Raw genomic sequence first — 26,155 nt, 5'->3', positions numbered from 1 at the left:
ATGGGCGGCACCGGCGTCATCGACACTTTCCTCGGGGTCTTCACCTCCTATATCGACAGCGGCTTCGGCCTCCTTGGGGGCGAGGTCGCCTTCATCGCCACCACCCTCATCGTCATCGATGTCACGCTGGCGGCGCTGTTCTGGTCGTGGGGCGCGGATGATGACGTCATCGCCCGGCTCATCAAGAAGACCCTGTTCGTCGGCGTCTTCGCCTACGTCATCGGCAACTGGAACAAGCTCGCCCGCATCGTCTTCGAGAGCTTCGCAGGGCTGGGTATCAAAGGCTCGGGTACCGGCTTCTCGGTCGATGATCTCATGCGTCCCGGCAAGGTGGCACAGACCGGGCTTGATGCGGGCCGTCCCCTGCTCGAGTCCATCTCCGATTTGATGGGCTGGGTCGCCTTCTTCGAGAACTTCATCCAGATCGCCTGCCTGCTGTTTGCCTGGGCGCTGGTGCTGCTGTCCTTCTTCATCCTCGCCGTCCAGCTCTTCGTCACCCTGATCGAGTTCAAGCTGACGACGCTCGCCGGCTTCGTGCTGATCCCCTTCGGCCTGTTCGGCAAGACCGCCTTCATGGCCGAAAGGGTGCTGGGTAATGTCGTGTCCTCCGGCATCAAGGTCATGGTGCTCGCGGTCATCATCGGCATCGGCTCCACCCTGTTTGGCCAGTTCACCGCGGGGTTTGGGGGACAGACGCCCACCATCGACGACGCCATGGCCATCGTGCTGGCTGCCCTTTCCCTGCTCGGCCTCGGCATCTTCGGTCCCGGCATTGCCGCCGGCCTTGTCTCCGGTGGCCCGCAGCTGGGCGCTGGGGCCGCCGTTGGCACGGGCCTCGCCGCCGGTGGCGCGCTGCTGGCAGCGGGCGGTGCTGCCGGCCTCGCAATCCGCGGCGGCGGGGCCGCCCTCTCAGCGACGGCTGCCGCAGCGCGGGGTGGCGCAACGGCCTATAGCCTCGGTTCCGCCAGTCCGTCCGGCATGGCGGGTGTCGCCTCGGGACTGGGTGGCGTCGCGCGGGCCGCAGGCTCCACCGCCTTGTCACCGCTGGCAAACGCCATCAACGGCACGACCTCGGCTTCCTCCGCCGGTGACGTGCCCGATTGGGCCAAGCGCATGAAGCGCGGCCAGTCGCTTCGCCACGGCGTTTCCGCCGCCGCCCATGCTGTGCGCTCCGGTGACAGCCATGCCAGCGGCTCTTCCGTCTCCCTGTCTGAAAGCGACCGCTCATGAGCCTCTTCAAGCGACCCGCAACCCATTACGGCACCTCGCCCGAGCCGGTCACGCCCTATCAGAAGGCAGCACAGGTCTGGGACGAGCGCATCGGCTCGGCCCGTGTGCAGGCCAAGAACTGGCGGCTGATGGCGCTTAGTAGTCTGTTCCTCTCGGCCGGCTTTGCATCAGTGCTGATCTGGCAGTCGACGAAGGGCACCGTTGTGCCCTGGGTGGTCGAGGTCGATCGCCTCGGTCAGACGCAGGCCGTTGGACCCGCCACCGCAGACTATCGCCCAACCGATCCGCAGATCGCCTGGCATCTCGCCCGCTTCATCGAGCAGGTGCGCAGCCTGCCGGCCGACCCCGTCATCGTGCGCCAGAACTGGCTTCGGACCTATGAGTTCACCACTGATCGGGGCGCCGCCGCGCTGAACGATTATGCCCGCGCCAATGATCCTTTTACCCGGGTCGGCAAGCAGCAGATCGCCGTCGAGGTCTCCAGCGTGATCCGGGCCTCGCCGGATTCCTTCCGCCTCGCCTGGGTCGAACGGCGCTATGAGAACGGCCAGCTCGCCGCCACCGAGCGCTGGAGCGCAATCCTGACCCTGGTGATCCAGCCGCCGCGCGATGCCGAGCGCCTGCGCACCAATCCCCTCGGCATCTATGTCAACGCCATCAGCTGGTCGCGGGAGATGAGCCAGTGAAAACGTCTATCCGTAAACCCGCATCTCCGGCTTTCCGCCGATCCGCCTTTGCGGTTCTCCTGCTCTCCGCAAGCGCGCTGGGCGGCTGCGCATCGGCTCCGAAGCCGCCGCAGATCAGCTATGACAGTGACGTGCCGGCGCTGCCGACGGTGCCGACCGTGGTTGCGGATGAGCGTCCGCGCCCGCTCCACACGCCACCCGCCTGGACGCCAGCCAAGGGCGGCACAGACGCTAAAACGCCTGTTGCCCGCGTCGAGAACGCCAATGCGGCAGCCCGCGTCGAGCCGCGCCGCGAGGGCTATTACAACGCCATCCAGATCTATCCCTGGAGCGAGGGCGCGCTCTATCAAGTTTATGCCGCGCCCGGCCAGATCACCAATATCGCGCTGGAGCCGGGCGAGAGCCTGACCGGCAGCGGGCCGATCGCGGCGGGCGACACCGCGCGCTGGATCATCGGCGACACCGAGAGCGGCGAAGGCGCGAGGCGGCGCGTGCATGTGCTGGTAAAGCCGACGCGGGCGGACATCTCGACCAACCTCGTCATCACCACCGACCGGCGCAGCTACATGATCGAGCTACGGGCTGGCGAGACGCCCTATATGCCGGCCGTCGCCTGGGCCTATCCGCAGGTTCCGGGAGCGCAGCGCTCCAGTGTTCCCGCGACGCCGGTCATCCCGAGCTTCACTGCCCGCAACTATCGCTACGCACTCTCCGGCGACACACCGCCCTGGCGGCCGATGGCCGTCTATGACGACGGGCGCAAGGTCTATGTCGAGTTCCCGCGCGGGGTCATTCAGGGCGAGATGCCGCCGCTCTTCGTCATCGGCGCGGATGGCGAAGCGCAGATCGTCAATAGTCGCATCTACCAGAACTTCCTGATCGTCGACCGGCTGTTCGGTGCGGCCGAGCTCCGCCTCGGCGGCGGGGAGCGTCCGCAGAAGGTGCGGATCGAGCGCACGGACGGGAGGCCGGCATCATGAGTAATCCAAGCAGTCATGACATTGAGGCCGATCTTGCCGCCCCGGACACAGATCATGCCGCCGCCATGCGGCTGCGTCCGGAACCTCCGCGCGTTACGCGCCTTTCGCGGAAAGTGCTGGCCGGGGCCGGGCTGGTCGTCAGCCTCGGCATTGGCGGCGCCCTGATCTATGCGCTGCAGGGTCGCGACAAGGGCACCGGCGGCGAGGAGCTCTACTCCACCCAGAACCGCTCCACCGCCGATGGTCTTGCCGGCCTGCCGCGTGATTACACCGGCCCGATCCTCGGCCCACCGCTGCCGGGCGATCTCGGCCGGCCAATCCTCGACGCCCAAAACCGCGGCCAGCCCGTCGTGCCGCCGACACTGACGGCGCCACAGGTCGATCCCGAGCAGCAGCGCCGTCTCGCCGAACAGGAAGCCGCGCGGACCAGTCGCGTATTCTTCCAGGCTGCGCAGGCCCGCGCGCCGGCGTCGCCAGTGACGGGTGCCTCCGGCTTCAGCGGCCCTGGCTCGGCAGGAACGGGCGGCACGTCCTCACCCCAGGATCGCCAGCTTGCCTTCCTCAATGCCGCTGTCGATCGACGCGTCGTCGCGACCGATCGCGTCATGGCGCCGGCGTCGCCCTATGTGCTGCAGGCCGGCGCTGTCATCCCCGCCGCGCTCATCACCGGCATTCGCTCCGACCTGCCCGGTCCGATCACAGCGCAGGTGACCGAGAACGTCTATGACAGCCCGACCGGCCGCATCCTGATCATCCCGCAGGGGACCCGGCTGCTGGGCCAATACGACAATGGCGTCGGCTTCGGTCAGCGCCGGATCCTGCTGGTCTGGAACCGGCTGATCTTTCCCAATGGTCATTCCATCGTGCTGGAGCGTCAGCCCGGCACGGACGCGCAGGGCTATGCCGGCCTTGAAGACGGCGTCGACATGCATTGGTGGGATCTCGCCAAGGCGGTCGGGCTCTCGACGCTGCTCTCCGTCAGCGCCGAGCTCGCCATGGATGATGAGGACGAACTGATCCAGGCGCTGCAGAGCGGGGCGCAGGACACCATCAACGATGCCGGTCAGGAAATCATCCGCCGGCAATTGCAGGTCGCCCCAACGCTGACCATCCGGCCGGGATTCCCGGTGCGCGTCATGGTCACGCGCGATCTTGTTGTTGAGCCCTACAGGTATTGACCATGGCGAAGCTGAAGCTCGGTCCCATCCCCAGCGACAAACCGGTGAAGGTGGCTCTGTCGCTACCGGGGGCACTTCACCGCGATCTTCTCGCCTATGCCGACATCCTCGCCCGCGAGACCGGCCAGCCGATCAGCGATCCAGTCAAACTCATCGTGCCGATGCTGGAGCGCTTCATCGCCACCGATCGGGAGTTTGCCAAGGCGCGGCGAGAGGCGGAAAGCGCCTTGCCGACAGCGTCTAGGCCGTCGCCATCCTCTCCCGGGCCATCATCCGCACCAGGCTGAGTAGGGTTCGCAACGCCGGATTGTCGTTCTTGGGCGATAAATCACCGAGAACGGCACCTCTTCTCCCACCAGCGGCCGATAGACCACCTCCGGCAGAGCGATTACCGACTCGGACTGGAGCACCGGCACAATGCCTCGCCCGATCGAGACCAAGCCCAACAGGTTGTGGCGTGCGAGCTGCTGTGCACTGATCCGCGGCGAGATGCCGAGCTGTTGGAACTTGTGCTCGAGAAAACCACGCACGTCATCACCCGAGCCTTCGGTACGTACCAGAAAGGTCTCGTTCACGAGATCGCGCCAGGACAGTTCATCGGTCTGCGCGATCGGATGAAGCCGCGGTCTCGCCAACAGGATCGGCTCGCTCCATAAGGCAAGCGCATCGCAATACGGCCAGCTTTGCCGGCCCAGCACGAAGGCGGCGTCGAGATCGAACCGCCGTATCGCTGCAGTATGGCTTTCCGCTGGCGCCTCGACGAATTCGATGTGAACGCCCGCATAGCGCCTGTCATAGCTCTGGAACAGATTCGGCCAGAAAGCCTGAGGCCAAGTTCGAGAACAGGCCATTCTTCAGGTGTCCCTCCTCCGCCCTACCGAGCGCGGCGGCCTCCACAGTCGCCTCGCGGATCTGATCGAGCGCCTGTCGTGTCCGGTTCAGGAAGCGCTGTCCGGCGAGCGTGAGGTTGACGCCGCTTGGGTGCCGAATGAACAGCGACACCCCGATCCCGTCTTCCATATCCCCGACGCTGCGACTGATAGCCGATTCCTGGACGTCCAGCGCCGTCGTTGCCTTACGAAAGCTTCCGTGCTCGGCCGCCGCAATGAAGTAGCGCAGATGGCGCAGATCGATCGAGGTGGGAAACCTAGCGGACATCAGGGATCCGGTGCCATAGGTCAGCGCAATGATACCAACGTCGCCGTGAGGGTCGAATTCGTCAACCTAGGTTCCGTAGTGGGTTATCCCCATCGGACACGCCGCGATGCGACTGGGCGCGAAGCAGTATCCGTCCGTCCAAAACCGGCTGAAAAACCGGCTTAATCCGACAGTTTAAGCCGGCTGACCGAACCCCGAAGGGGCTAAAATAGCTGTCTTTTCAATGAGATAAAATGGCGCGCCCGAAGAGATTCGAACTCCTGACCCCCAGATTCGTAGTCTGGTGCTCTATCCAGCTGAGCTACGGGCGCCCGGCCGTCTCCCTGGCGGGAGCGGCCTGTGTCGCGGCAGGAATGGCTACCGCGAGGGCCCGTCAGCTACCCCGTTTCGGCGGACATTGCAAGACGTCGCGATGACGAGCGGAGCTTTCCACAGGCCTAGCGCACCTCGAAGGGCATGTTGGCGGTCGCCGCCGCCCCGCGCCCGTCGCGCAGCTCGACGAAGAGGCGGTAGCGCCCCGCCGGCAGGCCGGAGACCCGCGCCCCGGTCGGCCCGGCATGGCGCACCGCATCGGGAAACAGCGGCGGCACGGCCTCGGCGTCGCCGCCCACCGAGCGCGCCGCGCTCTCGCCCATCACATACCAGCGCACGTCCAGCGGCTCCCCGTCCGGCTCCACCGCGTCGAGCGTGAAGGTGCCCTCCCCATCCGCGGGCCAGGAGGCGAAGGGCGCGCTCGGCTCCCCCGCCACCCGCAGGGAGACGATGCGCGGGGCGTGGTTGGCGCCGGGCAGCGCGCCGCCCCATGCCTCGGCCATGGCCTCGGCGGCCTCCAGCGTGCGGCCATCGGCCAGCAGCAGGCTGTGCCAGCTCGGCGTCACCTCCTGCTTCTGGCCCCACAGGAAGACGATGGCGCCGGCCTGCGCCTCGCCCAGCGCCTTGAGATAGCGGCGAAGCTGGATCGCCTTCTGCGTCGATGTCGGCTCGAAGGGGGCGCCCCAGGGCGCGCGCGCCGCCTGCCACTGGCCGAGCGCACCCAGTTCGGTGATGACGATCGGCCCCTGCCAGCCCTGCTCCCGGGCGCGGGCAGGGGCGGAATAGAGCGCATCGCCATAGGAGTTGAGGCCGAGCGCCTGGATGCTCGGCGCCTGCGCGATCAGCTTGGCCACCTTGTCGCTGCCGGTCTCGGCCAGCACCGCCAGCGTCGGATGCGCCAGATCGACCCGGCGCACCATGGCCGCCACCGCCTCGATCTCCGGCCAGACCGGCGAATCGTCGGCGAGGTCGACCTCCACCTCATTGCCGATGCCCCACATCAGCAAAGCGGGATGATCCCTGTAGCGGGTAACGAGCGCCTCCAGCTCCGCCAGTTGGCGGGCGCGGAAGGCGGGGTCGGCATAGTCGGCGCCCTGGCGCGGCTGGCCGACCCACAGCCCGGCGATCACCTTCAGGCCGAGCCCCTGCGCTGCGTCGAGCAGCGGGCCGGGGTCCTCGCCATAGCTGCGCACCGTGGTGACGCCGAGGCCCGGCAGCGGCGCCAGCGGGCCGTTGCCGGCCACGCCGCGCACGGCGAAGGGCCGCCCGTCGACGCGGATGTCGCGGCCGGACACCGTGACCTCGGCGGCAAGCGAGGGCAGCGCGGCGAGAAGGAGCGGCGCGGCGGCAAGCCATCCGGCGCGGCGCGGGCGCTCAGCCATGCGAGCGCAGCGCCCGCTGGGCGTCGCGATGGGCGTCGAGATCGACCGGACGGTCGGGCACGCGCAGCTGGAAGGTGGCGCCGATGGTGCCGGGCACCAGCTGGATGTCGCCGCCATGCGCCTGCATCAGCTCGGCGGCGATGGCGAGGCCGAGACCGGTGCCGCCGCGCCGGGCCGAGCCCTGGAACGCCTCGAACAGATGGGCGCGGGCGCGCTCGGGCACGCCGGGGCCGGTATCGGCCACCTCGATCACCACGATGGCGCCCTCGCGCCGGCCGGTGATGCGGATCTGGTCGCGGGAGAGATCGTTGGGCGCCCGCGCCGAGAGCGCCTCGACGGCATTGCGGCACAAATTGAGCAGCACGCGGAACAGCTGGTCGGGGTCGGCGTCGACCTCCAGCCCGCGATCGATCGATTCGACGAAGCCGATCCCGGTCCCGTCCTCGCCGCCGCCGAGGCCGAGCGTGTCGCGCACCTCGGCCACCAGCGGGCCGAGCGCCACCATGCGCCGCTCGGGCGGGGGCTCCTGCGCGCGGCCATAGGCGAGCGTGTGCTGGCAATAGGCGATGGCGCGGTCGAGCGCGGCTTCCAGCTTGGGCGCGAAACGCTGCACCGCCGGGTCCTGAATGTCGGCGAGGCGGTCGGAGATGAGCTGTACCGAGGCGAGCAGGTTGCGCAGGTCGTGGTTGATCTTCGACACCGCGAGACCCAGCGCGGCGAGATGGCTCTTCTGCTGCAGCGTCTCGGCGATCTGGCGCTGCATGGCGGTCAGTTCGCGCTCGGCCTGGCCGATCTCGTCCATACGGGTGCCGGGACCGACCTCCGGCACCGGCAGGGCGGGATTGTCGCGGAAGGCGATCATGCGCAGGGTCAGCCGGCGCATCGGCCGCACGAACATCCAGGCGAGGCCGAGATAGACCAGCGCCCCGGTCAGCGCGGCGATCACCAGCGAGACCAGCAGCAGGTTGCCGGTGAAGCGCAGCATCGCCTTGCGCAGCGGCGTCTCGTTGAACACGATCTCGACGAAGCCGTCGCCGCGCGGGGGCGTGCCGACGGCGCGGATGATGCGCCCGTCGCGCGCCAGCAGCGTGTCGGCCGCCTCCGTCACCGCCTGCCACGGGCCGACATCGCGCACGTCGGCGTGGTGGTCGACGTCGGGGGGCATGTCGGAGGAGGCGAGCAGGCGCCTTGTGTCGTCGCGCTTCAGCGCCACGGTGATGGCGCCGACGCTGCGCAGCAGTTCCTGGGTCAGCTGGGGCGGAATCATCCCGTCCGGCGCGGCGTCCAGCACCAGCGCGGCGGTACGCGCGGCGGCGAGCCGGTCGGACAGCCAGTTGAGGCGGAAGGCGGCGACCGCCGGCACGAGAATCAGCACCTCGGCCAGCAGCACGAAGACGAGGGTGAAGGCCAGCAGCTTGCCGGAAAGGCCGAGATGACGCGGCACGCGCGCGGCCGGCGCCCCGGCGCCGGGGCGGGCGCCGGGGCGCTCGGGCACCGCAGGCACCGCCTCGGCCGGGCGCGCGGAGCCGCTGCCCGCCGCGACGGCGGACAGGGCGACGGCGCGCGTTCCCGATTCCGAATCCTGCTTCATCGAACCCCTGCCCGCGCCGGAAGCCTGCGCATTGCGCGGCGCCCGGCGGATTCCCATCCGAGCCAACGAATGCGGCATGGAGACGACGCAACGTCATTCCTACGCAGGCGCGGGCCGGACGGATCTGTCCCATCCCATCATGTATGGCGCCCGCGCGCGATCGCCAGAGTGTGATCGCGCACGCTCGCGACGGAAGCGGGACGCCCCCGGCGCGATGGCGTGCACAAGTTGGGCGCCGACACGTTGACTCGGGCAGGCGCCCCCCCTATAAGCCGGCTCCAACCACGGCTGCCTACGCGGTCGGGTTGCCCCTCGTATGCGCGCTTGTTACCGCGACTGGTTTCGCGGTCTGCCGGAAGCGGGGAGCATTCCGGTCCGGGCAGTATATCGAACAAGCGGAGAAAGACCCGTGAAGCGCACTTATCAACCCAGCAAGCTCGTGCGCGCCCGCCGGCACGGCTTCCGTGCGCGCATGGCGACCCGCAACGGCCGCAAGATCATCAATGCCCGCCGGGCCCATGGCCGCAAGCGTCTGTCGGCCTGATCCCGCCTTTCGGCCCCATATGGCTGGGGCGCGCCGCGCTGCCGCCTGAGGATCGGCGCCCAGCCATGCACCGGATCGTCAAGCGCAAGGACTTCCTGGCCGCAGCCTCAGGGCTGCGCGCCAATTCGGGTCCGCTGCTGCTTCAGGGCCGTGACCGCGCCGACGAGACCGCGCCCCGGATCGGGCTCACCGTCACCAAGAAGCACGGCAACGCGGTGGAGCGGAATCGCATCCGCCGCCGTCTGCGCGCCGCCGTCCGCGACGCCCTGCCGCGCGCGGGCAAGGACGGTTTCGACTATGTGATCGTAGCCCGGCGCGCCGCGCTCGGCACGCCTTTCGCCGACCTCGTAAAAGACATCGAGCGAGGCATCGCCCGCCTCCATTCAGGAAGCCGACGTCCGCCAAGGCCCGCGCGCGAACAAACCGCGCGGGGTCCGGCGCACGCCGACGGAGAGACGCTGCATGACCAGTGAAAATCGCAATATGATCGCCGCCATCGTCCTGTCGATGGCGGTGCTGATCGCCTGGCAGTATTTCTCCGGCGTCCCGCAGATGGAGCAGCAGCGCCAGCAGCAGCAGGCCGCCCAGCAGCCGGCGCCGGGCACGGCACCGGCCGCCGGCACCGAGGCGCCCGCCCCCGGCACCGCCGCCCCCACCACCGCGACGGGCGCCCCCCGGGCGCTCACCCGCGCCGAGGCCCTCGCCCGCTCGCCGCGCGTTGCCATCGACACGCCGAGCGTCGTCGGCTCCATCGCCCTCAAGGGCGGACGCATCGACGACCTGTCGCTCAAGGGCTACCACGAGACCGTCGACCGGAGCAGCCCGATCATCGTGCTGCTCTCGCCCTCCGGCGGGCCGAATCCTTTCTACGCCGAGTTCGGCTGGGTGCCGGGCGCCGGCGCCACCGTCGCGGTGCCGGGTGCCGATACGCTGTGGACCGCGCCCGAAGGCGCCAGGCTGACGCCCGACGCGCCGCTGGTGCTGACCTGGGACAACGGCGCCGGCCTCACCTTCCGCCGCACCGTCACCATCGACCCTAACTACATGTTCCACGTGGTCGACGAGGTGGAGAACACCACCGCCGCGCCGGTCGCGCTGCATCCCTACGCGCTGATCTCGCGCCACGGCACGCCGCACACGCTCGGCTACTACATCCTGCATGAAGGCCTGATCGGCGTGACCTCGGAGGGTGGCCTCCACGAGGTCAAGTACAGCGCCATCGCCGAGCGCCAGTCCGAGACCTTCCCCTCGGTCGGCGGCTGGCTCGGCATCACCGACAAGTACTGGGCGGCCACCGTCATTCCCGGCGCCGAAGAGAAGGTGCAGGTGCGCTTCTCCGCCGCGCAGACCGGCACCGACCACACCTACCAGACCGACTTTCTGGGCGACGCCGTCAGCGTGGCGCCGGGCGCCAAAGCCTCGACGGATGGCCGCCTGTTCGCCGGCGCCAAGGTGGTGCAGCTCGTCGACGGCTACCAGCAGCAGTACAATATCGACCGCTTCGACCGGCTGATCGACTGGGGCTGGTTCTATTTCATCACCAAGCCGCTGTTCCTGGTGATCGACTGGATCTACCGCTTCGTCGGCAATTTCGGCGTGGCGATCCTGGTCGTCACGGTCATGCTGAAGGCCGTGTTCTTCCCGCTCGCCAACAAGAGCTACGCCTCCATGGCGAAGATGAAGGCGGTGCAGCCGGAGATCACCGCGCTGCGCGAGCGCTATGGCGACGACCGCGTGAAGCTCCAGCAGGCGATGATGGAGATTTACAAGAAGGAGAAGATCAACCCGGTCGCGGGCTGCCTTCCGATCCTGATCCAGATCCCCGTCTTCTTCGCCCTCTACAAGGTGCTGTTCGTCACCATCGAGATGCGGCACGCGCCGTTCTTCGGCTGGATCCACGACCTCTCGGCGCCCGACCCGACGACGATCTTCAACCTGTTCGGCATCATCCCGTGGGATCCCGCCACCGTGCCGGTGATCGGCCACTTCCTGATGCTCGGCGTGTGGCCGATCATCATGGGCTGCACCATGTGGGCGCAGATGAAGCTCAACCCGGCCCCGCCGGACCCGACGCAGAAGATGATCTTCGACTGGATGCCGCTGATCTTCACCTTCATGCTGTCGTCCTTCGCCTCGGGCCTCGTCATCTACTGGGCGTGGAACAACACCCTGTCGGTGCTCCAGCAGTCGATCATCATGCGCAAGAACGGCGTGAAGATCGAATTGTGGGACAATCTGAAGAGCATGTTCGTGCGCAAGAAAAAGCCCAAGGCCGGCTGACGACGTGGGCGATTCCGGACATCAGAACGACAACGCGGCGGCACAGCAGGGTGCCGCCGCGACCGCTTTTTCCCCCGGCGAGATCGAAGCCGGGCGACGGCTGTTCGCCGGCGAGTGGACCTTCCTGTCGGCGGCGCCGACCATCGCCACACTGCCGCCGATGCGCGGCATCGAGATCGCGCTGGCGGGCCGCTCGAATGTGGGCAAGTCCAGCCTGGTCAACGCGCTGACCGGCCGCAAGGCTCTGGCCCGCACCTCGGTCACGCCGGGGCGCACGCAGGAACTGATCTTCTTCGGGCTCGGCCCCGACCTCACCCTCGTCGACATGCCCGGCTACGGCTTCGCCAAGGCGCCCAAGGACAAGGTGGACGCTTGGACCGCCACCGTTCACGCCTATCTGCGCGGGCGGGCGAATCTGGCGCGCGTCTTCGTGCTCATCGATTCTCGGCACGGGCTGAAGCCGATCGACCTCGAGGTGCTGGACGGGCTCGACAAGGCGGCGGTCTCCTATGCCGTCGTGCTCACCAAGGCCGACCAGCTCAAGGCGCCCGAGCGCGCCGAGCGCATCGCCGCCACCCAGGCGGCGCTGACGCGCCGGCCGGCGGCCTTCCCGCTCGTGTTCCCGACCTCCAGCCGCGAGGGCGACGGCATCGCCGAGCTGCGCGCGGCCGTCGTGCGGCTGATGGGCGAGCGCGGCATCGCGGTCTGAGCGCGCGCCGGGCTCCGGCGCGTCCCTTGGTCGGCTGTTGACGCGTGTCATGGCGCCGGCGCGCCGGATGGTCATTCTCCTGCCGAACCCACCGCAGGAGACATTCCATGGCCAAGATGAAAGCGGCGATCTTCGTCGAACCCGGTCGCATCGTCCTCGACGAGAAGCCGATTCCCGACGTCGGGCCGCTCGACGCGCTGGTCCGCATCACCACCACGACGATCTGCGGCACCGATGTGCACATCCTCAAGGGCGAGTATCCGGTCGCCCGCGGCCTGACCATCGGCCATGAGCCGGTCGGCATCATCGAGAAGCTCGGCTCGCAGGTGACGGGCTATCGCGAGGGCCAGCGCGTCATCGCCGGCGCCATCACCCCGAGCGGCTATTCCTACGCCTGCCTGTGCGGCTGCGGCTCGCAGGACGGGCCCGGCATGAAGCACGGCTTCAAGCCGATGGGCGGCTGGAAGTTCGGCAACACTATCGACGGCACGCAGGCCGAATATGTGCTGGTGCCGGACGCGCTCGCCAACCTCGCCCCGGTGCCGGACGACCTTTCCGACGAGGAAGTGCTGATGTGCCCGGACATCATGTCCACCGGCTTCTCCGGCGCCGAAAGCGGCGCGGTGCAGATCGGCGACACGGTGGCGGTGTTCGCGCTCGGCCCGATCGGCTTGTGCGCGGTGGCCGGCGCCAAGCTGAAAGGCGCCACCCGCATCATCGGCGTCGACACCGTGCCCGAGCGCCTCGCCATCGCCGCGCGGCTCGGGTGCAGCCATGTGGTCGATTTCACCAAGGGCGATGTGGTCGAGCAGATCATGGCGCTGACCGACGGGCGCGGCGTCGACGTCTCCATCGAGGCGCTGGGCACGCAGGGCACCTTCGAAAGCGCGCTGAAGGTGCTGCGCCCGGGCGGCACGCTGTCCTCGCTCGGCGTCTACTCCACCGACCTGAAGATCCCGCTCGGCGCCTTCTCCGCCGGCCTCGGCGACAACAAGATCGTCACCACGCTCTGCCCCGGCGGCAAGGAGCGCATGCGCCGGCTGATCGACGTCATCGCCTCCGGCCGGGTCGACCTGAAGCCCCTCGTCACCCACCGCTTCAAGCTCGACGACATCGAGGCCGCCTACGACCTGTTCTCGCACCAGCGGGACGGCGTGCTGAAGGTGGCGATCACGCCGTAAGGGGTGTCGTCCTACGCTTGCGGCGTCCTCGCCGGTGCCAGCGCGCGCTCTCCCTCTCCCCGTCGGGGAGAGGGGTAGGGTGAGGGGCTTGGCTCGGCGTCCCGCCCCCTCACCCGCCGCTGCGCGGCGACCTCTCCCCCTCGGGGAGAGGTCGAACGGACTTTCGTCCGACTGACCCTCACACGTCGTTGGCCGAGCTGAGATTCTCGGCGGCGATGTAGCCGCCCTTCTGCTTGAGGCGCAGGCCCGGCCCGCCGCCGCTGCTGGCCTCGCCGGCGTCGAGGAAGTCGATGCCGGCTTCCTCCAGCACGCGGCGCAGGCGCTCAGCCTCGCCCGGGTCGAGATCGTCGCCCGGCTCGCGGCCCTGCTCGAATTCGTGCAGCCAGTCCGGCGTCACCCGCGCCCGCTCGGCAAGCTCCTGCGGGCTCCAGTTGAGCACGGCGCGGGCGGCGCGGACCTGTTCGGGGCTGACGGCGAGATTGGCGGGAAAAGCGGTTTCGGCCATGGACGGCTCTCCTGACGCGGCGACGGACCCGTTTCACATAGGGCGCCGCCGCCGTGCTGTCAGCACCGGCGACGACGTGTCGAAGCGCGATTGCCCGCCCGGCCCGCCTCAGGCGGCGTCGGTCGCCGGCGTTCCGGTCAGAATGGCGTGGATCGAGGCGGCGTCGCGCGAGGTGCGAAGCTTGCGGGCCACCTCGGGGTCGCGCAGCAGGCGCGCCACGCGGGCCAGCGCCTTGAGATGGTCGGCACCGGCCGCCTCCGGCGCCAGCAGCAGGAAGATGAGATCGACCGGCTCGCCGTCCAGCGCCTCGAAGTCGATCGGCTTGTCGAGCCGCGCGAACATGCCGAACAGCTTGTCCATCTTGGCGAGCTTGCCGTGCGGAATGGCGATGCCGTTGCCGACCCCGGTGGAGCCGAGCCGCTCGCGCTGGTTCAGCGTCTCGAAGATTTCCCGCTCGTCGCGCTTGAGCTGTTCGGCCGCGTGGGCGGCCAGCTCCTGCAGCGCCTGCTTCTTGCTGCCGACCCGCAGGGTCGGGAAGACCGCGGACAACGCCAGAATGTCGTTCAGGGCCATGACGGGATCCGCAGCGTAGCGAGGCGGGCAGTGGTGAAGGGCTTGGCGAGTGGAAGCGCGCGGACGGTCTTCGCCGCCGCGCGCTTGCCGGAACGATGAGCGGTCAATGCACGTCTTCCGAGAGGGCGGCGGCCGGCGGGTCGACCCAGCCGACATGCCCGTCCCCGCGCCGGTACACGACGTTGATGCGTCCATGGCCGGCGTGGCGGAAGACGAGGGCGGAAGCCCCGGTGAAGTCCAGTTCGAGCACCGCGTCGCTCACCGAGAGCCGCGGCAGGCTGGCCATCGCCTCGGCGACCACGGTCGGGCTCCAGCCTTCGATCAGCTCGAACTCGTCATGCTCGGGCGCGGAGAAGACGGTGAGCGGCACCGTCTCGGCCAGCGGGGCGCCGTCGGCCTCGCCATTGGCGGTGCGGCGCTTGATCCGGCTCTTGTAGCGGCGCAGCCGCGTCTCGATCCGCTCCACGGCGGCATCGGCGCTGGCGTAAGGGTCCTGCGCGTCCGCATGGGCCTGCAGCACCGTCCCGCTGTCGAGATGCAGCGCGCAGTCCGAGCGATAGCCGGAGCCCTCGCGGGCCACGGTGACGTGGCCGGACCAGCCGCCGTCGAAATACTTGCCCATGGCGCCGGCAACACGGTCGGAGACCCGTTGCCTCAGCGCCTCGCCCACGTCGAGATTTTTTCCTGAAACCCGCAGCGGCATCGTGACTAGTCCCTCTGCTGGGGCGTGGCCTGGGGCGGTCGATCGTGTCCACCCCTGCCCTGCCCGAACCCCCTACATGCCCGGCCGGTGCCCTTAAGAGGTAGGAGCCGCGAGGGAATGTGTCAACGAGGGGCAGTGGATAGCTTGGCGGAGTTCCGCGCCGGCAGGCGTTCAGCCGGCCGAGAGGGCCGCCTGCTTCTCGCGCCGGCGCTGCACGGATGAAGGAATGCGCATCGCCTCGCGGTATTTGGCGACCGTGCGGCGGGCGATGTCGATTCCCGCCTCGCGCAGGCGATGCACCAGCGTGTCGTCGGAAAGCACGTCGTCCGGACTCTCCGCGTCGATCATCTGCTTGATGCGGAAGCGCACCGATTCCGCCGAATGCGCCTCGCCGCCGTCGGACGAGGAAATGGAGGACGAGAAGAAATACTTCATCTCGAAGATTCCGCGCGGCGTCGCCATGTATTTGTTGGACGTGACGCGCGAGACGGTGGATTCGTGCATGCCGATGGCGTCCGCCACCATGCGCAGGTTCAACGGCCGCAGATGCTGCACGCCGAGCGTGAGGAAGGCGTCCTGCTGGCGCACGATCTCGGTTGCCACCTTGAGGATGGTGCGGGCGCGCTGGTCGAGCGAGCGGGTGAGCCAGGTCGCGGTCTGCATGCAGTCGGACAGGAACGCCTTCTCGCGCTCGTTGCGCGTCGTCTTCTGCACCCGGCTGTAATAGGACTGGTTGACCAGCACGCGCGGCAGCGTGTCGGCGTTCAGCTCCACCAGCCAGTTGTCGATGGACCCGCGCACGAACACATCCGGCACGATGGGCTGGATCACGCCGGAGCCGAAGGCGAGGCCCGGCTTCGGGTTGAGCCGGCGGATCTCGCCGACCATTTCCGCCAGATCCTCGTCGTCGACGCCGCACACCCGCTTCAGCGTGGCGAATTCGCGCCGGGCGAGCAGTTCGAGATGGGCGAGCAGCGCCGCCATGCAGGGGTCGTAGCGGTTACGCTCGCGCAGCTGGATGGCGAGGCATTCGGACAGCGAGCGCGCGCCGATGCCCGGCGGGTCGAAAGCCTGCACGAGGGCGAGCACCCGCTCGACGCTGGCCAGCGGCGCACCGAGGCGCTCGGCGATGCCGGCGAGGTCGGCCGTGAGGTACCCCGCCTCGTCGATCAGGTCGATGAGGTGATGGCCGATCAGCCGCTCGACCGGATCGGAGACGGCAAGGGCAAGCTGGCCCTCCAGATGGTCGCCGAGCGTGGTCTCGGCGGAGACGAAGGCTTCCAGATTGTAGCCGTCGTCGTCGCGGCCGCCGGAGCCGGAGCCGGACCACTCCGAGAAGGCCGGTGCCTCGCCGCTCGGCTGGGGCACGGCCGGCTCGCGGCCGGAATCGTCCGGAAACACGTTTTCGAGATTGGTGTCGAGCCGGTCCTCGATGGCGCGGCTGGATTCCAGCCGCTCCTGCATCCAGTCGGCACGCTCCTCGTGCCCGCCGTCCATGTCGGCGGCATCGGCCGCCTCGGCCGCCTCGAAGCCGGCGCCGGGATGGGCGTCGCCGTCGCCGTCATTGGTGCGCTCGCCCTCGGCGGGGCGCTCGCCCTCGGGCTCGGCCTGGCGCTCCAGCAGCGGGTTGCGCTCCAGCTCGGCCTCGACATAGGCGACCAGATCGAGATTGGAGAGCTGCAGCAGCTTGATCGCCTGCATCAGCTGCGGCGTCATCACCAGCGACTGGGTCTGGCGGAATTCGAGGCGCGGGCTCAGCGACATGGCGCGTGCTCTCCAACGACGACGGACAGGGCGACGGCGGGCCGCCGGGCAGGCAGTCGGACAGGCGGTCGGAGGTGCGGCAGGGGGTCCATGCTACAGACGGAACTCCTCGCCGAGATAGAGCCGGCGCACCTCTTCGCTCGCCACGATCTCCGCGGGCGAGCCCTCCATGAGCACGGTGCCGGAATGGATGATGTAGGCGCGGTCGATCAGGCCGAGCGTCTCGCGCACATTGTGGTCGGTGATCAGCACGCCGATGCCGCGCTCGGTAAGCTGGCGCACCAGCGTCTGGATGTCGCCGACCGCGATCGGGTCGATGCCGGCGAAAGGCTCGTCGAGCAGCATGAAGGTCGGCCGCGAGGCCAGCGCCCGGGCGATCTCGACGCGCCGGCGCTCGCCGCCCGACAGTGCGATGGAGGGCGACTTGCGCACATGGGTGACGCGGAATTCCTCCAGCAGCTCGTCGAGCTGGCGCTCGCGCTCGCGCCGGTTGGGCTCCACCACCTCCAGCACCGCGCGGATATTGTTCTCCACCGACAGGCCACGGAAGATCGACGCTTCCTGCGGCAGATAGCCGACGCCGAGGCGGGCGCGGCGGTACATGGGCAGGTGGGTGACGTCGTGGCCGTCGAGTTCGATGCGGCCGGCATCGGCCTTCACGAGGCCGGTGATCATGTAGAAGATCGTGGTCTTGCCGGCGCCGTTCGGCCCCAGCAGGCCGACCGCCTCGCCGCGCCGCACGTTCAGGCTGGCATCGCGCACCACCTTGCGCCCGCCATAGCTCTTGGCGAGGCCGAAGGCGGCGAGGCTGCCCTGGGGCAGGGCCACGGGAGCGGGGCTATAGGCGGCTGGAGCGGGAGAAGGTGCCTGACGGAAATCGGCGGCCAGCGCCGCCTCGAACTCGGCCTGGAAGGCAGCTTCGAGACCGTCCTGCTCCTGCCCGCCCGGTCCGCCGCCGAAACCGCGCCGGCGCGCGGACTCGCTGCGGGACCCCTGCGGCACCGACTTGCCGCGACCGACGATCGACGAGAACAGTCCCACGCGCACCCTCCGTGGTGAAAACACCACCCGGAAGGTGATAAACGCTCCGAACGCGACTGGCAAATGGCGGATGCAAAAAGCGGGCCGAATCCGCCGTCCCGCGACGTCAGGCGGGCCCACACGTTGTACGTATGCAAACGATGAACGCCGGCGCCCGTCCGGCGGATCGGGGAAGCCGAACGGCGCGGCGCCCCTACTGGGCGGGCTTGGGCGCCGGCCTGGCGGGGGCGCCCGGCTTGGCCTCGCCCGGCTTAGGCGCTTCCAGCTGCTTCATGCTGTTGGGCACGATCAGGCTCTCGATGCGCCCGCCGTCGAAGCGCGACAGGCCGCTGGCGAGGTCGACGGTGAGCTGCTTGCCGCGGATCACATTCGGGCCCGAGGTCAGCACCACCGGGCTGCCGACCAGCGTGATGGTGTTGGAGGCGGTCTCGAACACGCCCTTGTCGCCGGTCGCGGTCTGCTCCTTGGTGGTGACGACCACAGAGCCGATGATCTCCAGCCGGCGGATGGCCGAGGAACTGATCGGGCTGCCGGCGGCCAGCGCCTCGGCGCTCGCGGCCTCGCCGCCCTTGGCAGTGCCGCCCTTGGCGTCGCCGGTCTTCTTGCCGTCGTAATAGACGATCAGCTCGCGGCAGCGCAGCGTTGTGTCGCCCTGCTGCACCACGACATTGCCGGAGAACACCGCCTGCTTCTCCTGGTCGCGGACCTCGAGGCTGTTGGCGTTGATGCGGATCGGCTGGTCGCGATTGGTGGAAAAGCCCTGCAACGCGTTCGGCACGTTGCGGGCCTGCTGCGCGAGCGCCGGCGCGGCCGGGCCGGCGGCGAGCGCGAGGAGGAGGAAGCCGGAACCGGCGAAGCGGGCAAGCGTGATCATGTCAGCATGTCTAGCGGGGCCGGCGCGGGTATTCAACGCCGCATCTCAGGGAGCCGCCCCGACCTTCGGGCCGGGCGCCGGGCGGGCGGAGGCATCGGGCGGCGTGCCGCCGCGCAGTTCGGGCGCCGTGCCGGCCGCGTCGTCGCCGGAGGGCGGCATCTTGAAGTCGAGCTGCACATTGCCGGTCAGCAGGGCGCGCGAATCCTTCTGCGACACCTCGATCCGGTCGGCGGTGATCTGGCCGTCGAGATAGGTCAGCTTGACCGGCTTGTCGGAGGTCAGCTTACCGGTCTTGATCTCGATCTGCGCGTCCTCGAAGTCGCCGCCATAGCCGGAAGAGGTCTGGAAGCGCACGCCGCCGCCAAGTTCGAGCTGCTCGGTCTTGGTGTCGTATTGGCCGGTGCTGGCGGTCAGGTCCGCCCATCCCTTGTCGGCCATCTCCAGCTTGGCGACGATCTTCTGCAATTCGATGCTGTCGGGCGAGGTCAGGTCCTGCGAGGCCGATTCCGCCGAGACCGAATAGCCGCGATTGTCGGACGTGAAGCCGTGCAGGCGCGGGAACTCCATCTTCACCTGCGTTCCCGACAGCGAGACGCGGCCGAGATCGAAGGGCAGGTCCACCGCGATGTTGAACGGGTCGAGATAATTGACCGCCAGGGTGCCGCCGAGCGCCAGCAGGACGGCGAGCGGCAGGGCGCGGCGAAAGAAGCGCACGCGCCGGCTATGGCGATGGGCAGCCTTGAAGCGTTCCGCGCTACGCCGCGCGGACAGGCCGCCGCGCTGCCGCAAAGGCGCCGCCGCTCGCGTATCGCTGCGCTCGGGAGGTTCGACGTGCTTATTCATGCGTGACGGCGTATCCCCGACTTGCGACCGATCCCCACACAATGACCCATTGGTTAAGATGGCGGCTTCCGCGCCCGTGCGCAAGCAGGTGCCCGCTACCGCCGGAGGCGGCGGCCGACTGTCTGCCCGCCGTCAGGTATGCGCGAAAATGTCCTCGTCCGGCCAGCCGGCGAGATCGAGCCGTGCCCGCGTCGGCAGGAATTCGAAGCAGGACTGCGCCAGATCCGTGCGCCCCTCGCGCGCCAGCATCGCCTCCAGCCGGGCCTGCAACGCGTGCAGATGCAGCACGTCGGACGCGGCGTACTGGAGCTGGGCGTCGCTCAGCTCCTCGGCCGCCCAGTCCGAACTCTGCTGCTGCTTGGACAGGTCGATGCCGAGCAGTTCGCGCACCAGCTCCTTCAGCCCGTGGCGGTCGGTATAGGTGCGGGTCAGGCGTGAGGCGATCTTGGTGCACCACACCGGCGAGACCGTCAGCCCGAAGGTCTTGCCCAGCACCGCAACGTCGAAGCGGGCGAAGTGGAACAGCTTGACGCTGCGCGGATCGGTCAGCAGCTTTTCGAGATTGGGCGCGCTGCCCGGCCCGGCGCCGGCGGGGATCTGCACCACGTCGGCGGTGCCGTCGCCCGGCGAGAGCTGCACGACGCACAGCCGGTCGCGGTGCGGGTTGAGACCCAGCGTCTCGGTGTCGATGGCGACGAAGGGGGCGTTCTCGGGCGTGTAGCGGGAGAGGTCGACCAGGTCGCCGCGATGCAGGCGGATGCTCATGAGGGCGGTACTTTCCAAGGTTGCGGCTCCTTAGCACCGCCGGGGCCGCCCCGGCAACATGGCGTCAGCCGGCCAGCGCCTGCGCGATCAGGCCGGCGAGCAGGATCAGCCCGGCATCGCGGTTGGAGCGGAACACCTTCAGGCAGTTGTCGCGGTCGTCGATGTCGACCCGCCACACCTGCCAGCCGAGATGCGCGGCGAAGCCCGCAAGGCCGACCCAGGCGAAGACCCCGCCCCCGGCCGCCGCGAGGGCGAGGCCGATCAGCACCAGCGTGCCGCCATACAGGCCCACCAGCCAGACGCGCGTGGCGCCGGCGAACAGGCGGGCGGAGGATTTGACGCCGACTTCCTCGTCGTCCTCGCGGTCCTGATGGGCATAGATGGTGTCGTAGCCCACCACCCACAGCACGGAACCGGCATAGAGCAGGAAGGCGGACGGCGGCAGCGCGCCGAGCAGCGCGGCGAACCCCATCAGCGCCCCCCAGGAGAAGGCGAGGCCCAGCACGAGCTGGGGAATCCAGATGATCCGCTTCATCAGCGGATAGACCGCCACGAGGCCGAGCGAGGACAGCGCGACGCCGATGGCGAAGGGCGGCAGGCAGATAAGCACGGCAAGCCCGGCGAAGCACTGGACGGCGAGGAAGACGAAGGCGCCGAACAGCGTCACCTGCCCGGCCGGCAGCGGCCGCGAGCGGGTGCGCTCGACGCGTCCGTCGATGTCGCGGTCCAGAATGTCGTTCCAGGTGCAGCCGGCGCCGCGCATGGCGACCGCGCCGATGGCGAACAGCCCGGCATAGGCGAGCGCGGGCAGATAGGCGGGCGCGCCCGCCCGCGTCTGCATGTCCAGCGCCAGCGCCACCGACCACCAGCACGGGATCAGCAGCAGCCAGCTGCCGATCGGCCGGTCGGCGCGGGCGAGGCGCAGGAAGGGGCGCAGAAAGGAAGGCGCGTGCCGGTCGACCCAGTTGCCGGCGGAATCGGCCGGCGCCGGCGCGGCGTGCATCATGGCCGGGCTCAGCGCAGCGCGTCGCCGCCGAGCGTGTCGAACACGCCGCCGGGAGGAGCGCCCATGGACGGCAGGCCGCTCGGCAGGCCGAGACCGGCGGAGACGGAGCCCTGCGTCGGCGGCCCCTCGGCAGCACCGCCACCGCCGCCGCTCTCCTGCGCCTTCGCCACCTCGCAGACGCGGTTGCGCGTCGAGGAGACGGAGTCGGAATTGGCCTTGACCTTCTTCAGCACGTCGTCAGGCACGCCGCACTTGGCCTTGTTGGTGTTGAGGTAGCTGTAGAAGCTCTGCTGGGCGGAGGCGAAGGTGCGGAACAGCGGGCAGAGTTCGGAGGGCGGGCGCTTCTTCTTGACCGCCTTCTCCAGATTGCCGCCGCTTCCCTCGAGCGCCGTTCGCAGCTTCTCGACCTGGGCCTGACAGTCAGCCACGTTGGCCCCGCCCTGCGGGGCCGTGCCGAGCGAGGGCGAGGGCCCCATGGCCGGGGCACCGCCTACGCCGCCGAAACCGGGCGCGAAACCGGGCTGAATGCCGCCGGGCTGCACGGCCCCCGCCGAGGGGGCCGGCGCGACGGTCACGGCGGCAGCGCCCGCGCTGCCCGACGAGGTGTCGCCCGAGCCGCCCGGCGTGCCGATCCACTGCGCGCCGGCCGGCAATGCCGCCAGCGTTCCGGCGAGCATGACCCCGGCGAACACGATCGCGCGGGAACGGGGGAACGAGCACATCTGGCGGGCTTCCAAGGTCGAACCTCTCCTTCAAGCCGTCGGCTGGCGCCGTCTTGTTGACCAAGCGTGATACAGAGGCATTAAAGATTGGGCAACATCACGACGCCCGGCACGAAACCGGCACTAAACGAGAAAATGGCCCGCATCATGGCCCGCGCTCAAGACGATTCGCCCGATCAATCCTACGACTTCCGCGCCCAGCGGCTCTTCGTCGAGGAGGATCTGGCCGAGGGCGCGCTGGTCGCGCTCGACCGCGAGCGCGCCCATTATGTCGCCGATGTGATCCGGCTGGAGGTCGGCGGGCACATCCACCTGTTCAACGGGCGCGACGGCGAATGGCGCGCCCGGCGCGAGGCGGGCGGGCGGCGCGAGGCGCTGCTGCGGATCGAGGTGCGGCTGCGCCGGCAGGCCCCGCCACCCGATCTCGACTATGTGTTCGCCCCGCTCAAGCATGCCCGGCTCGACTATATGGTGCAGAAGGCCGTCGAGATGGGCGCCGGCCGGCTGGTGCCTGTCATGACCCGCCGCACGCAGGCGAGCCGGGTGAACACCGAGCGCATGCGCGCCAACGCCGTCGAGGCCGCCGAGCAGTGCGGCATCCTCAACCTGCCGGCGGTGCTGGAGCCGGTGACACTGGCGCGCTGGCTCGACGCGCTGGAGCCCACCCGCCGCGTGGTGTTCTGCGACGAGGCGGCGCCGCTGGCCGACCCGCTCGCCCCGCTCCGGGAAGCGGCCCTCGGCCCGCTCGCCGTGCTCATCGGCCCGGAAGGCGGCTTCGACGATGCCGAGCGCCGCCTGCTGACGGCCCGGCCGGGAACCCTCGTCCTGTCGCTCGGCCCGCGCATCCTGCGCGCCGACACCGCCGCCGTCGCCGCGCTTGCCCTCGTCGAGGCGGCCCGGCAGGGAGCGCTCGCCATGGCGGGAACCGGCGACGGCCCGGCGCGTTAGCTGGCACTGACCGCCCATGGACCGGCCGCCCGCCCGATGGCCGCACTGGCCCCGCTCCGGAGTGAAACATGCGCAGCCGTAGGTAGTGCCACGCCTGTATTCCAATAATTATAATAAAAATACGAAACGCGCCCGGTCGCGAACAGTTTGCGGTCAGGTCACACTCCGGTCTTACTTTTCCATCATCACGCAGTCGAATCGAGAGCAGGCCGATTCTGCGTCGGCTAAGCATGGCCTGCCGATTCTCTGGTCGACTAATGCGGGGAACCACGCCATGACGACGGAAGATTACCGCATCGGCATCGAGGAAGAATATTTCATCATCGAAGGCGAGACCAAGAGCGCGGTCCGGCGCATGCCCACCGCCTTCATGGGCAAGGTGAGGGACGCCCTCGGCGACGCGGTGAGCGGCGAGATGCTCCAGTCGCAGATCGAGGTGATGACCCGCCCGCACACCAGCGCCGGCGACGCCCGCCGCCAGCTTCACGGGCTGCGCCGCAGCCTTTCCGAGGTGGCCGCCGGCTTCGACCTTGCCTTCCTCGCCGCCGGCACCCACCCGACCGCGAGCTGGCAGACCGGCAAGCGCACCCCCACCCAGCGCTATGACGGGCTGATGCACGACCTGCAGATGCTCGGCGAGCGCAACATGCTGTGCGGCATGCATGTGCATGTGGAACTGCCCGACGCCGACCAGCGCATCGACGTGATGCGGCGCATCCTGCCCTATCTCCCGGTCTTCGTGGCGCTGTCGACCTCCTCGCCGTTCTGGGAGTCCAAGCGCACCGGGCTGATGGGCTACCGCCTCGCCGCCTATGACGAACTGCCCCGCACCGGCCTGCCGGAGCTGTTCGAGACCGCCAAGGACTATCGCGACTACATCGACGCGCTGGTTGCGGCGCGGGCGATCCGCGATTCGAGCTATGTCTGGTGGACCATCCGCCCCTCGGAGAAGCACCCGACGCTGGAGCTGCGTGCCCCCGACAGCTGCACGCGGGTGGAGGATTCGGTCGCCATCGCCGCGCTCTACCGCGCGCTGGTGCGCCATCTTGTGCGCAATCCGAAGCTCAATGCCGGCATCGACGCGGTGGACCGCGCCATCGCGGTGGAGAACAAGTGGCGGGCCCAGCGCTACGGCATCCATGGCAGCTTCGTCGACCGCGCCGCGCGCGAGGCGGTGCCGGTGGCGCAGGCGGTGGAGACGCTGATCGACCAGCTGCACGACGACGCGCAGGCGCTCGGCGGGCTGGACGAGCTTACCCACCTGCGCACCATCATCCGTGGCGGCACCAGCGCCGACATCCAGATCGCGGTCTATCAGGAGGCCGCGCACCGCACCGGCAACCGCACCGAGGCGCTCAATGCGGTGAAGACCTGGCTCACCCACGCCTCGGCGCAGTAGCGCGCTGACGCTGGGGAGGGCGCCGGGGGCGCCCATTCCCCATTTTCCATCGGTAGTTACGGCGATTTGCGTCGCCCGCCGGCCTGTGTATGGTCTCGCGCCCCAGCACGCCGGCCGGAGTCTTCCATGGCGCGAGACCAGATCGACACGCAGCCCATCGAAAGCCGCGACGAACTCGTCGCCTGGTTCGAAGCGGGCAACAAGGCGCCGTCGAAATTCCGAATCGGCACCGAGCACGAGAAATTCCCCTTCACGCTCAAGGGCCACGAGCCCGTGCCCTATGAGGGCGAGACCGGCATACGGGCGCTGCTGGAAGGCATGCAGGCGCTGAACTGCTGGGAACCGATCATGGAGGGCGAGACCATCATCGGCCTCGCCGACAATGTCGGCGGCGGGGCGATCTCGCTGGAGCCGGGCGGGCAGTTCGAGCTTTCCGGCGCGCCGCTCGTCACCCTTCACGAGACCTGCGCCGAGGTGAACTCGCATCTGGAGCAGGTGCGGCAGGTGGCGACCCCGCTCGGCTTCGGCTTCCTCGGCCTCGGCATGAGCCCGAAATGGACGCTCGCGCAAACGCCGGTCATGCCCAAGGGGCGTTACAAGATCATGGCCGACTACATGCCGAAGGTCGGCACGCACGGCCTCGACATGATGTTCCGCACCTGCACCGTGCAGGTGAATCTCGACTTCGCCTCCGAGGCGGACATGGTGAAGAAGCTGCGCGTCGGCCTCGCCCTCCAGCCGGTGGCCACCGCGCTGTTCGCCAACTCGCCCTTCACCGAGGGCAAGCCCAACGGCTTCCTGTCGTTCCGCTCGGAGATCTGGCGCGACACCGACAACAACCGCGCCGGCATGCTGCCCTTCGCCTTCGAGGACGGCATGGGCTTTGAGCGCTATGTCGACTACGCACTCGACGTGCCGATGTACTTCATCAAGCGCGGCGACCATTACATCGACGTCGCCGGCACCTCCTTCCGCGACCTGCTGGCCGGAAGGCACCCGGCGGTGCCGGGCGAGACGGCCACCGTCTCGGACTGGGCCAACCACCTCTCCACCATCTTCCCCGAGGTGCGGCTGAAGCGTTACCTCGAGATGCGCGGCGCCGATGGCGGGCCGTGGGCCAATCTGTGCGCCCTGCCCGCCCTGTGGACCGGCCTCTATTACGACACCGCCAGCCTCGACGCCGCCTGGGACCTCGCCAAGAACTGGACCGCGCCGGAGCGCCAGAAGCTGCGCGACGACGTGCCGAGGCTCGGCCTCAAGGCGGAGATCGCCGGCCGGCCGCTGATCGAGGTCGCCCGCGAGGTGGTGGCCATTGCCCGCGCGGGTCTTGCCCGCCGCGACAAGCGCGACAGCCAGGGCCGCGACGAGACCCGCTTCCTCAAGCCGCTGGACGAGAGCCTCGATTCCGGCCTCACCCCGGCCGAGATCCTGCTCACGCGCTTTGAGACCGAGTGGAACCGCTCGGTGGAACCGCTCTTCGAGCAGTGCGCCTATTGAGGGGCGGCTGAGGTCAGGCTTCGCCGGCAAGTTCGCCATGGCCGGGCTTGACCAGGAAGCCGCACAAAGCCCTCCACGCGCCCGGCATTGGCAGCATTGCGTCCGCCGCAGGCCAGCATGGCGCGGCGTCATGCGCGCGCTTGATCGAGATCAAGCCGGCCCCGCCTCCGTTTCCTAGACTGGTTCCGACAGCGACGACATCGCAACGCGCTCGGCCGAGCCTCGCTCGCCGGCGCCAGGGACCGGCGGGTGGGCCGGTTCCGACCGGACGGCGGGCGAAAGCC

General features: G+C 69.1%; 28 protein-coding genes and 1 tRNA gene. 13 read left to right on the top strand and 16 right to left on the bottom strand.

The genetic code is table 11. The features are described 5' to 3' along the window. The 5 genes from trbL to GBB76_RS16725 are packed head-to-tail and all read left to right on the top strand — an operon-like array spanning position 1 to position 4,361. Complete coding sequence (trbL, locus tag GBB76_RS16745; protein WP_152304351.1) at positions 1-1,230, top strand: P-type conjugative transfer protein TrbL; 1,230 nt, start codon at positions 1-3, stop codon at positions 1,228-1,230. Continuing rightward, positions 1,227-1,916, top strand: coding sequence for a conjugal transfer protein TrbF (gene trbF, locus GBB76_RS16740; protein WP_152304350.1), 690 nt, complete (start codon positions 1,227-1,229; stop codon positions 1,914-1,916). The genes trbL and trbF overlap by 4 nt, the downstream gene beginning before the upstream one ends. Continuing rightward, positions 1,913-2,896, top strand: a complete 984-nt coding sequence (gene trbG / locus GBB76_RS16735; RefSeq protein WP_152304349.1) for a P-type conjugative transfer protein TrbG — start codon at positions 1,913-1,915, stop codon at positions 2,894-2,896. The genes trbF and trbG overlap by 4 nt, the downstream gene beginning before the upstream one ends. Then, positions 2,893-4,074 (top strand): TrbI/VirB10 family protein, encoded by a 1,182-nt coding sequence (locus tag GBB76_RS16730; protein ID WP_152304348.1) that lies wholly within the window; start codon positions 2,893-2,895, stop codon positions 4,072-4,074. The genes trbG and GBB76_RS16730 overlap by 4 nt, the downstream gene beginning before the upstream one ends. A 2-nt stretch (positions 4,075-4,076) precedes the next feature. Next, on the top strand, positions 4,077-4,361 hold the full coding sequence (locus GBB76_RS16725; RefSeq protein WP_152304347.1) for a DUF2274 domain-containing protein: 285 nt from the start codon (positions 4,077-4,079) through the stop codon (positions 4,359-4,361). Here GBB76_RS16725 and GBB76_RS16720 read toward each other — a convergent pair. The 5 genes from GBB76_RS16720 to GBB76_RS16700 all read right to left on the bottom strand — a co-directional run bounded on the left by GBB76_RS16720 (position 4,344) and on the right by GBB76_RS16700 (position 8,517). After that, positions 4,344-4,925 carry a LysR family substrate-binding domain-containing protein gene (locus GBB76_RS16720; RefSeq protein WP_152304346.1) on the bottom strand — a complete coding sequence of 194 codons (582 nt, stop codon included), beginning with the start codon at positions 4,923-4,925 and terminating at the stop codon, positions 4,344-4,346. The two genes, GBB76_RS16725 and GBB76_RS16720, sit on opposite strands and share 18 nt — an antisense overlap. Then, positions 4,867-5,232 (bottom strand): LysR family transcriptional regulator, encoded by a 366-nt coding sequence (locus GBB76_RS16715; RefSeq protein ID WP_152304345.1) that lies wholly within the window; start codon positions 5,230-5,232, stop codon positions 4,867-4,869. The genes GBB76_RS16720 and GBB76_RS16715 overlap by 59 nt, the downstream gene beginning before the upstream one ends. 234 nt (positions 5,233-5,466) lie before the next feature. After that, positions 5,467-5,543, bottom strand: a tRNA-Arg gene (locus GBB76_RS16710). A gap of 126 nt (positions 5,544-5,669) precedes the next feature. Beyond that, a complete protein-coding gene (locus GBB76_RS16705) occupies positions 5,670-6,926 on the bottom strand; it encodes a glycoside hydrolase family 2 TIM barrel-domain containing protein (protein ID WP_152304344.1) in 1,257 nt (418 codons plus the stop codon). Continuing rightward, positions 6,919-8,517: a HAMP domain-containing sensor histidine kinase gene (locus tag GBB76_RS16700; protein ID WP_152304343.1), complete on the bottom strand. Its 1,599-nt coding sequence runs from the start codon at positions 8,515-8,517 to the stop codon at positions 6,919-6,921. Before GBB76_RS16700 ends, GBB76_RS16705 begins: the two co-directional genes overlap by 8 nt. Before the next feature lie 409 nt (positions 8,518-8,926). On the opposite strand from GBB76_RS16700, the gene rpmH reads away from it, so the two are divergent. The 5 genes from rpmH to GBB76_RS16675 all read left to right on the top strand — a co-directional run bounded on the left by rpmH (position 8,927) and on the right by GBB76_RS16675 (position 13,231). Then, positions 8,927-9,061, top strand: a complete 135-nt coding sequence (gene rpmH / locus GBB76_RS16695; protein WP_013165198.1) for a 50S ribosomal protein L34 — start codon at positions 8,927-8,929, stop codon at positions 9,059-9,061. A gap of 65 nt (positions 9,062-9,126) precedes the next feature. Then, positions 9,127-9,534, top strand: a complete 408-nt coding sequence (gene rnpA, locus GBB76_RS16690) for a ribonuclease P protein component (protein WP_152304342.1) — start codon at positions 9,127-9,129, stop codon at positions 9,532-9,534. Beyond that, on the top strand, positions 9,524-11,341 hold the full coding sequence (gene yidC / locus GBB76_RS16685) for a membrane protein insertase YidC (RefSeq protein ID WP_152304341.1): 1,818 nt from the start codon (positions 9,524-9,526) through the stop codon (positions 11,339-11,341). The genes rnpA and yidC overlap by 11 nt, the downstream gene beginning before the upstream one ends. 4 nt (positions 11,342-11,345) lie before the next feature. After that, positions 11,346-12,050: a ribosome biogenesis GTP-binding protein YihA/YsxC gene (gene yihA / locus GBB76_RS16680; RefSeq protein ID WP_152304340.1), complete on the top strand. Its 705-nt coding sequence runs from the start codon at positions 11,346-11,348 to the stop codon at positions 12,048-12,050. A gap of 107 nt (positions 12,051-12,157) precedes the next feature. Continuing rightward, positions 12,158-13,231 (top strand): NAD(P)-dependent alcohol dehydrogenase, encoded by a 1,074-nt coding sequence (locus GBB76_RS16675; RefSeq protein ID WP_152304339.1) that lies wholly within the window; start codon positions 12,158-12,160, stop codon positions 13,229-13,231. A 178-nt stretch (positions 13,232-13,409) separates the two neighbouring features. Here GBB76_RS16675 and GBB76_RS16670 read toward each other — a convergent pair whose 3' ends face one another. From GBB76_RS16670 to GBB76_RS16625, 10 genes are all read right to left on the bottom strand, one after another. Continuing rightward, positions 13,410-13,736, bottom strand: a complete 327-nt coding sequence (locus GBB76_RS16670) for a helix-turn-helix transcriptional regulator (protein ID WP_152304338.1) — start codon at positions 13,734-13,736, stop codon at positions 13,410-13,412. 108 nt (positions 13,737-13,844) lie between these two features. After that, a complete protein-coding gene (gene ptsN / locus GBB76_RS16665; protein ID WP_152304337.1) occupies positions 13,845-14,309 on the bottom strand; it encodes a PTS IIA-like nitrogen regulatory protein PtsN in 465 nt (154 codons plus the stop codon). Positions 14,310-14,412: 103 nt separating this feature from the next. Then, positions 14,413-15,012, bottom strand: coding sequence for a ribosome hibernation-promoting factor, HPF/YfiA family (hpf, locus tag GBB76_RS16660; protein ID WP_152304336.1), 600 nt, complete (start codon positions 15,010-15,012; stop codon positions 14,413-14,415). 171 nt (positions 15,013-15,183) lie between these two features. Then, complete coding sequence (rpoN, locus tag GBB76_RS16655; RefSeq protein ID WP_152304335.1) at positions 15,184-16,776, bottom strand: RNA polymerase factor sigma-54; 1,593 nt, start codon at positions 16,774-16,776, stop codon at positions 15,184-15,186. A gap of 93 nt (positions 16,777-16,869) precedes the next feature. After that, positions 16,870-17,817 carry an LPS export ABC transporter ATP-binding protein gene (gene lptB / locus GBB76_RS16650; protein ID WP_152304334.1) on the bottom strand — a complete coding sequence of 316 codons (948 nt, stop codon included), beginning with the start codon at positions 17,815-17,817 and terminating at the stop codon, positions 16,870-16,872. A gap of 193 nt (positions 17,818-18,010) precedes the next feature. Further along, positions 18,011-18,691 carry an LptA/OstA family protein gene (locus GBB76_RS16645; RefSeq protein WP_152304333.1) on the bottom strand — a complete coding sequence of 227 codons (681 nt, stop codon included), beginning with the start codon at positions 18,689-18,691 and terminating at the stop codon, positions 18,011-18,013. Positions 18,692-18,736: 45 nt separating this feature from the next. Continuing rightward, positions 18,737-19,534, bottom strand: coding sequence for an LPS export ABC transporter periplasmic protein LptC (gene lptC / locus GBB76_RS16640; RefSeq protein ID WP_246668965.1), 798 nt, complete (start codon positions 19,532-19,534; stop codon positions 18,737-18,739). A gap of 132 nt (positions 19,535-19,666) precedes the next feature. Then, entirely contained in the window at positions 19,667-20,299 is a 633-nt protein-coding gene (locus tag GBB76_RS16635; protein ID WP_152304937.1) for a ribonuclease D, read from the bottom strand. Between the two features lie 64 nt (positions 20,300-20,363). Next, positions 20,364-21,305, bottom strand: a complete 942-nt coding sequence (gene ubiA, locus GBB76_RS16630; RefSeq protein WP_152304332.1) for a 4-hydroxybenzoate octaprenyltransferase — start codon at positions 21,303-21,305, stop codon at positions 20,364-20,366. An 8-nt stretch (positions 21,306-21,313) separates the two neighbouring features. Continuing rightward, a complete protein-coding gene (locus GBB76_RS16625; protein WP_246668964.1) occupies positions 21,314-22,042 on the bottom strand; it encodes a hypothetical protein in 729 nt (242 codons plus the stop codon). Positions 22,043-22,174: 132 nt separating this feature from the next. Between GBB76_RS16625 and GBB76_RS16620 the strand changes: the two genes are divergently transcribed. The 3 genes from GBB76_RS16620 (at position 22,175) to GBB76_RS16610 (ending at position 25,871) form a co-directional block, all read left to right on the top strand. Next, a complete protein-coding gene (locus GBB76_RS16620; RefSeq protein ID WP_152304331.1) occupies positions 22,175-22,975 on the top strand; it encodes a 16S rRNA (uracil(1498)-N(3))-methyltransferase in 801 nt (266 codons plus the stop codon). A 274-nt stretch (positions 22,976-23,249) separates the two neighbouring features. Beyond that, the gene (locus tag GBB76_RS16615) at positions 23,250-24,374 is read left to right on the top strand and encodes a carboxylate-amine ligase (RefSeq protein ID WP_152304330.1); all 1,125 of its coding nucleotides are present in this window, start codon (positions 23,250-23,252) and stop codon (positions 24,372-24,374) included. A gap of 126 nt (positions 24,375-24,500) precedes the next feature. Continuing rightward, on the top strand, positions 24,501-25,871 hold the full coding sequence (locus GBB76_RS16610) for a glutamate--cysteine ligase (RefSeq protein ID WP_152304329.1): 1,371 nt from the start codon (positions 24,501-24,503) through the stop codon (positions 25,869-25,871). A 13-nt stretch (positions 25,872-25,884) separates the two neighbouring features. Here the strand turns inward: GBB76_RS16610 and GBB76_RS18675 are convergent, their stop codons facing one another. Further along, a complete protein-coding gene (locus tag GBB76_RS18675; RefSeq protein ID WP_162375637.1) occupies positions 25,885-26,025 on the bottom strand; it encodes a hypothetical protein in 141 nt (46 codons plus the stop codon). Positions 26,026-26,155 lie beyond the last annotated feature (130 nt).

The sequence above is a fragment of the Ancylobacter sp. TS-1 genome, assembly GCF_009223885.1.
Classification (GTDB): Bacteria; Pseudomonadota; Alphaproteobacteria; order Rhizobiales; family Xanthobacteraceae; genus Ancylobacter.
The sequence above is the reverse complement of the archived record's forward strand: the minus strand, read 5'-3'. Positions and strand labels throughout refer to the sequence as shown.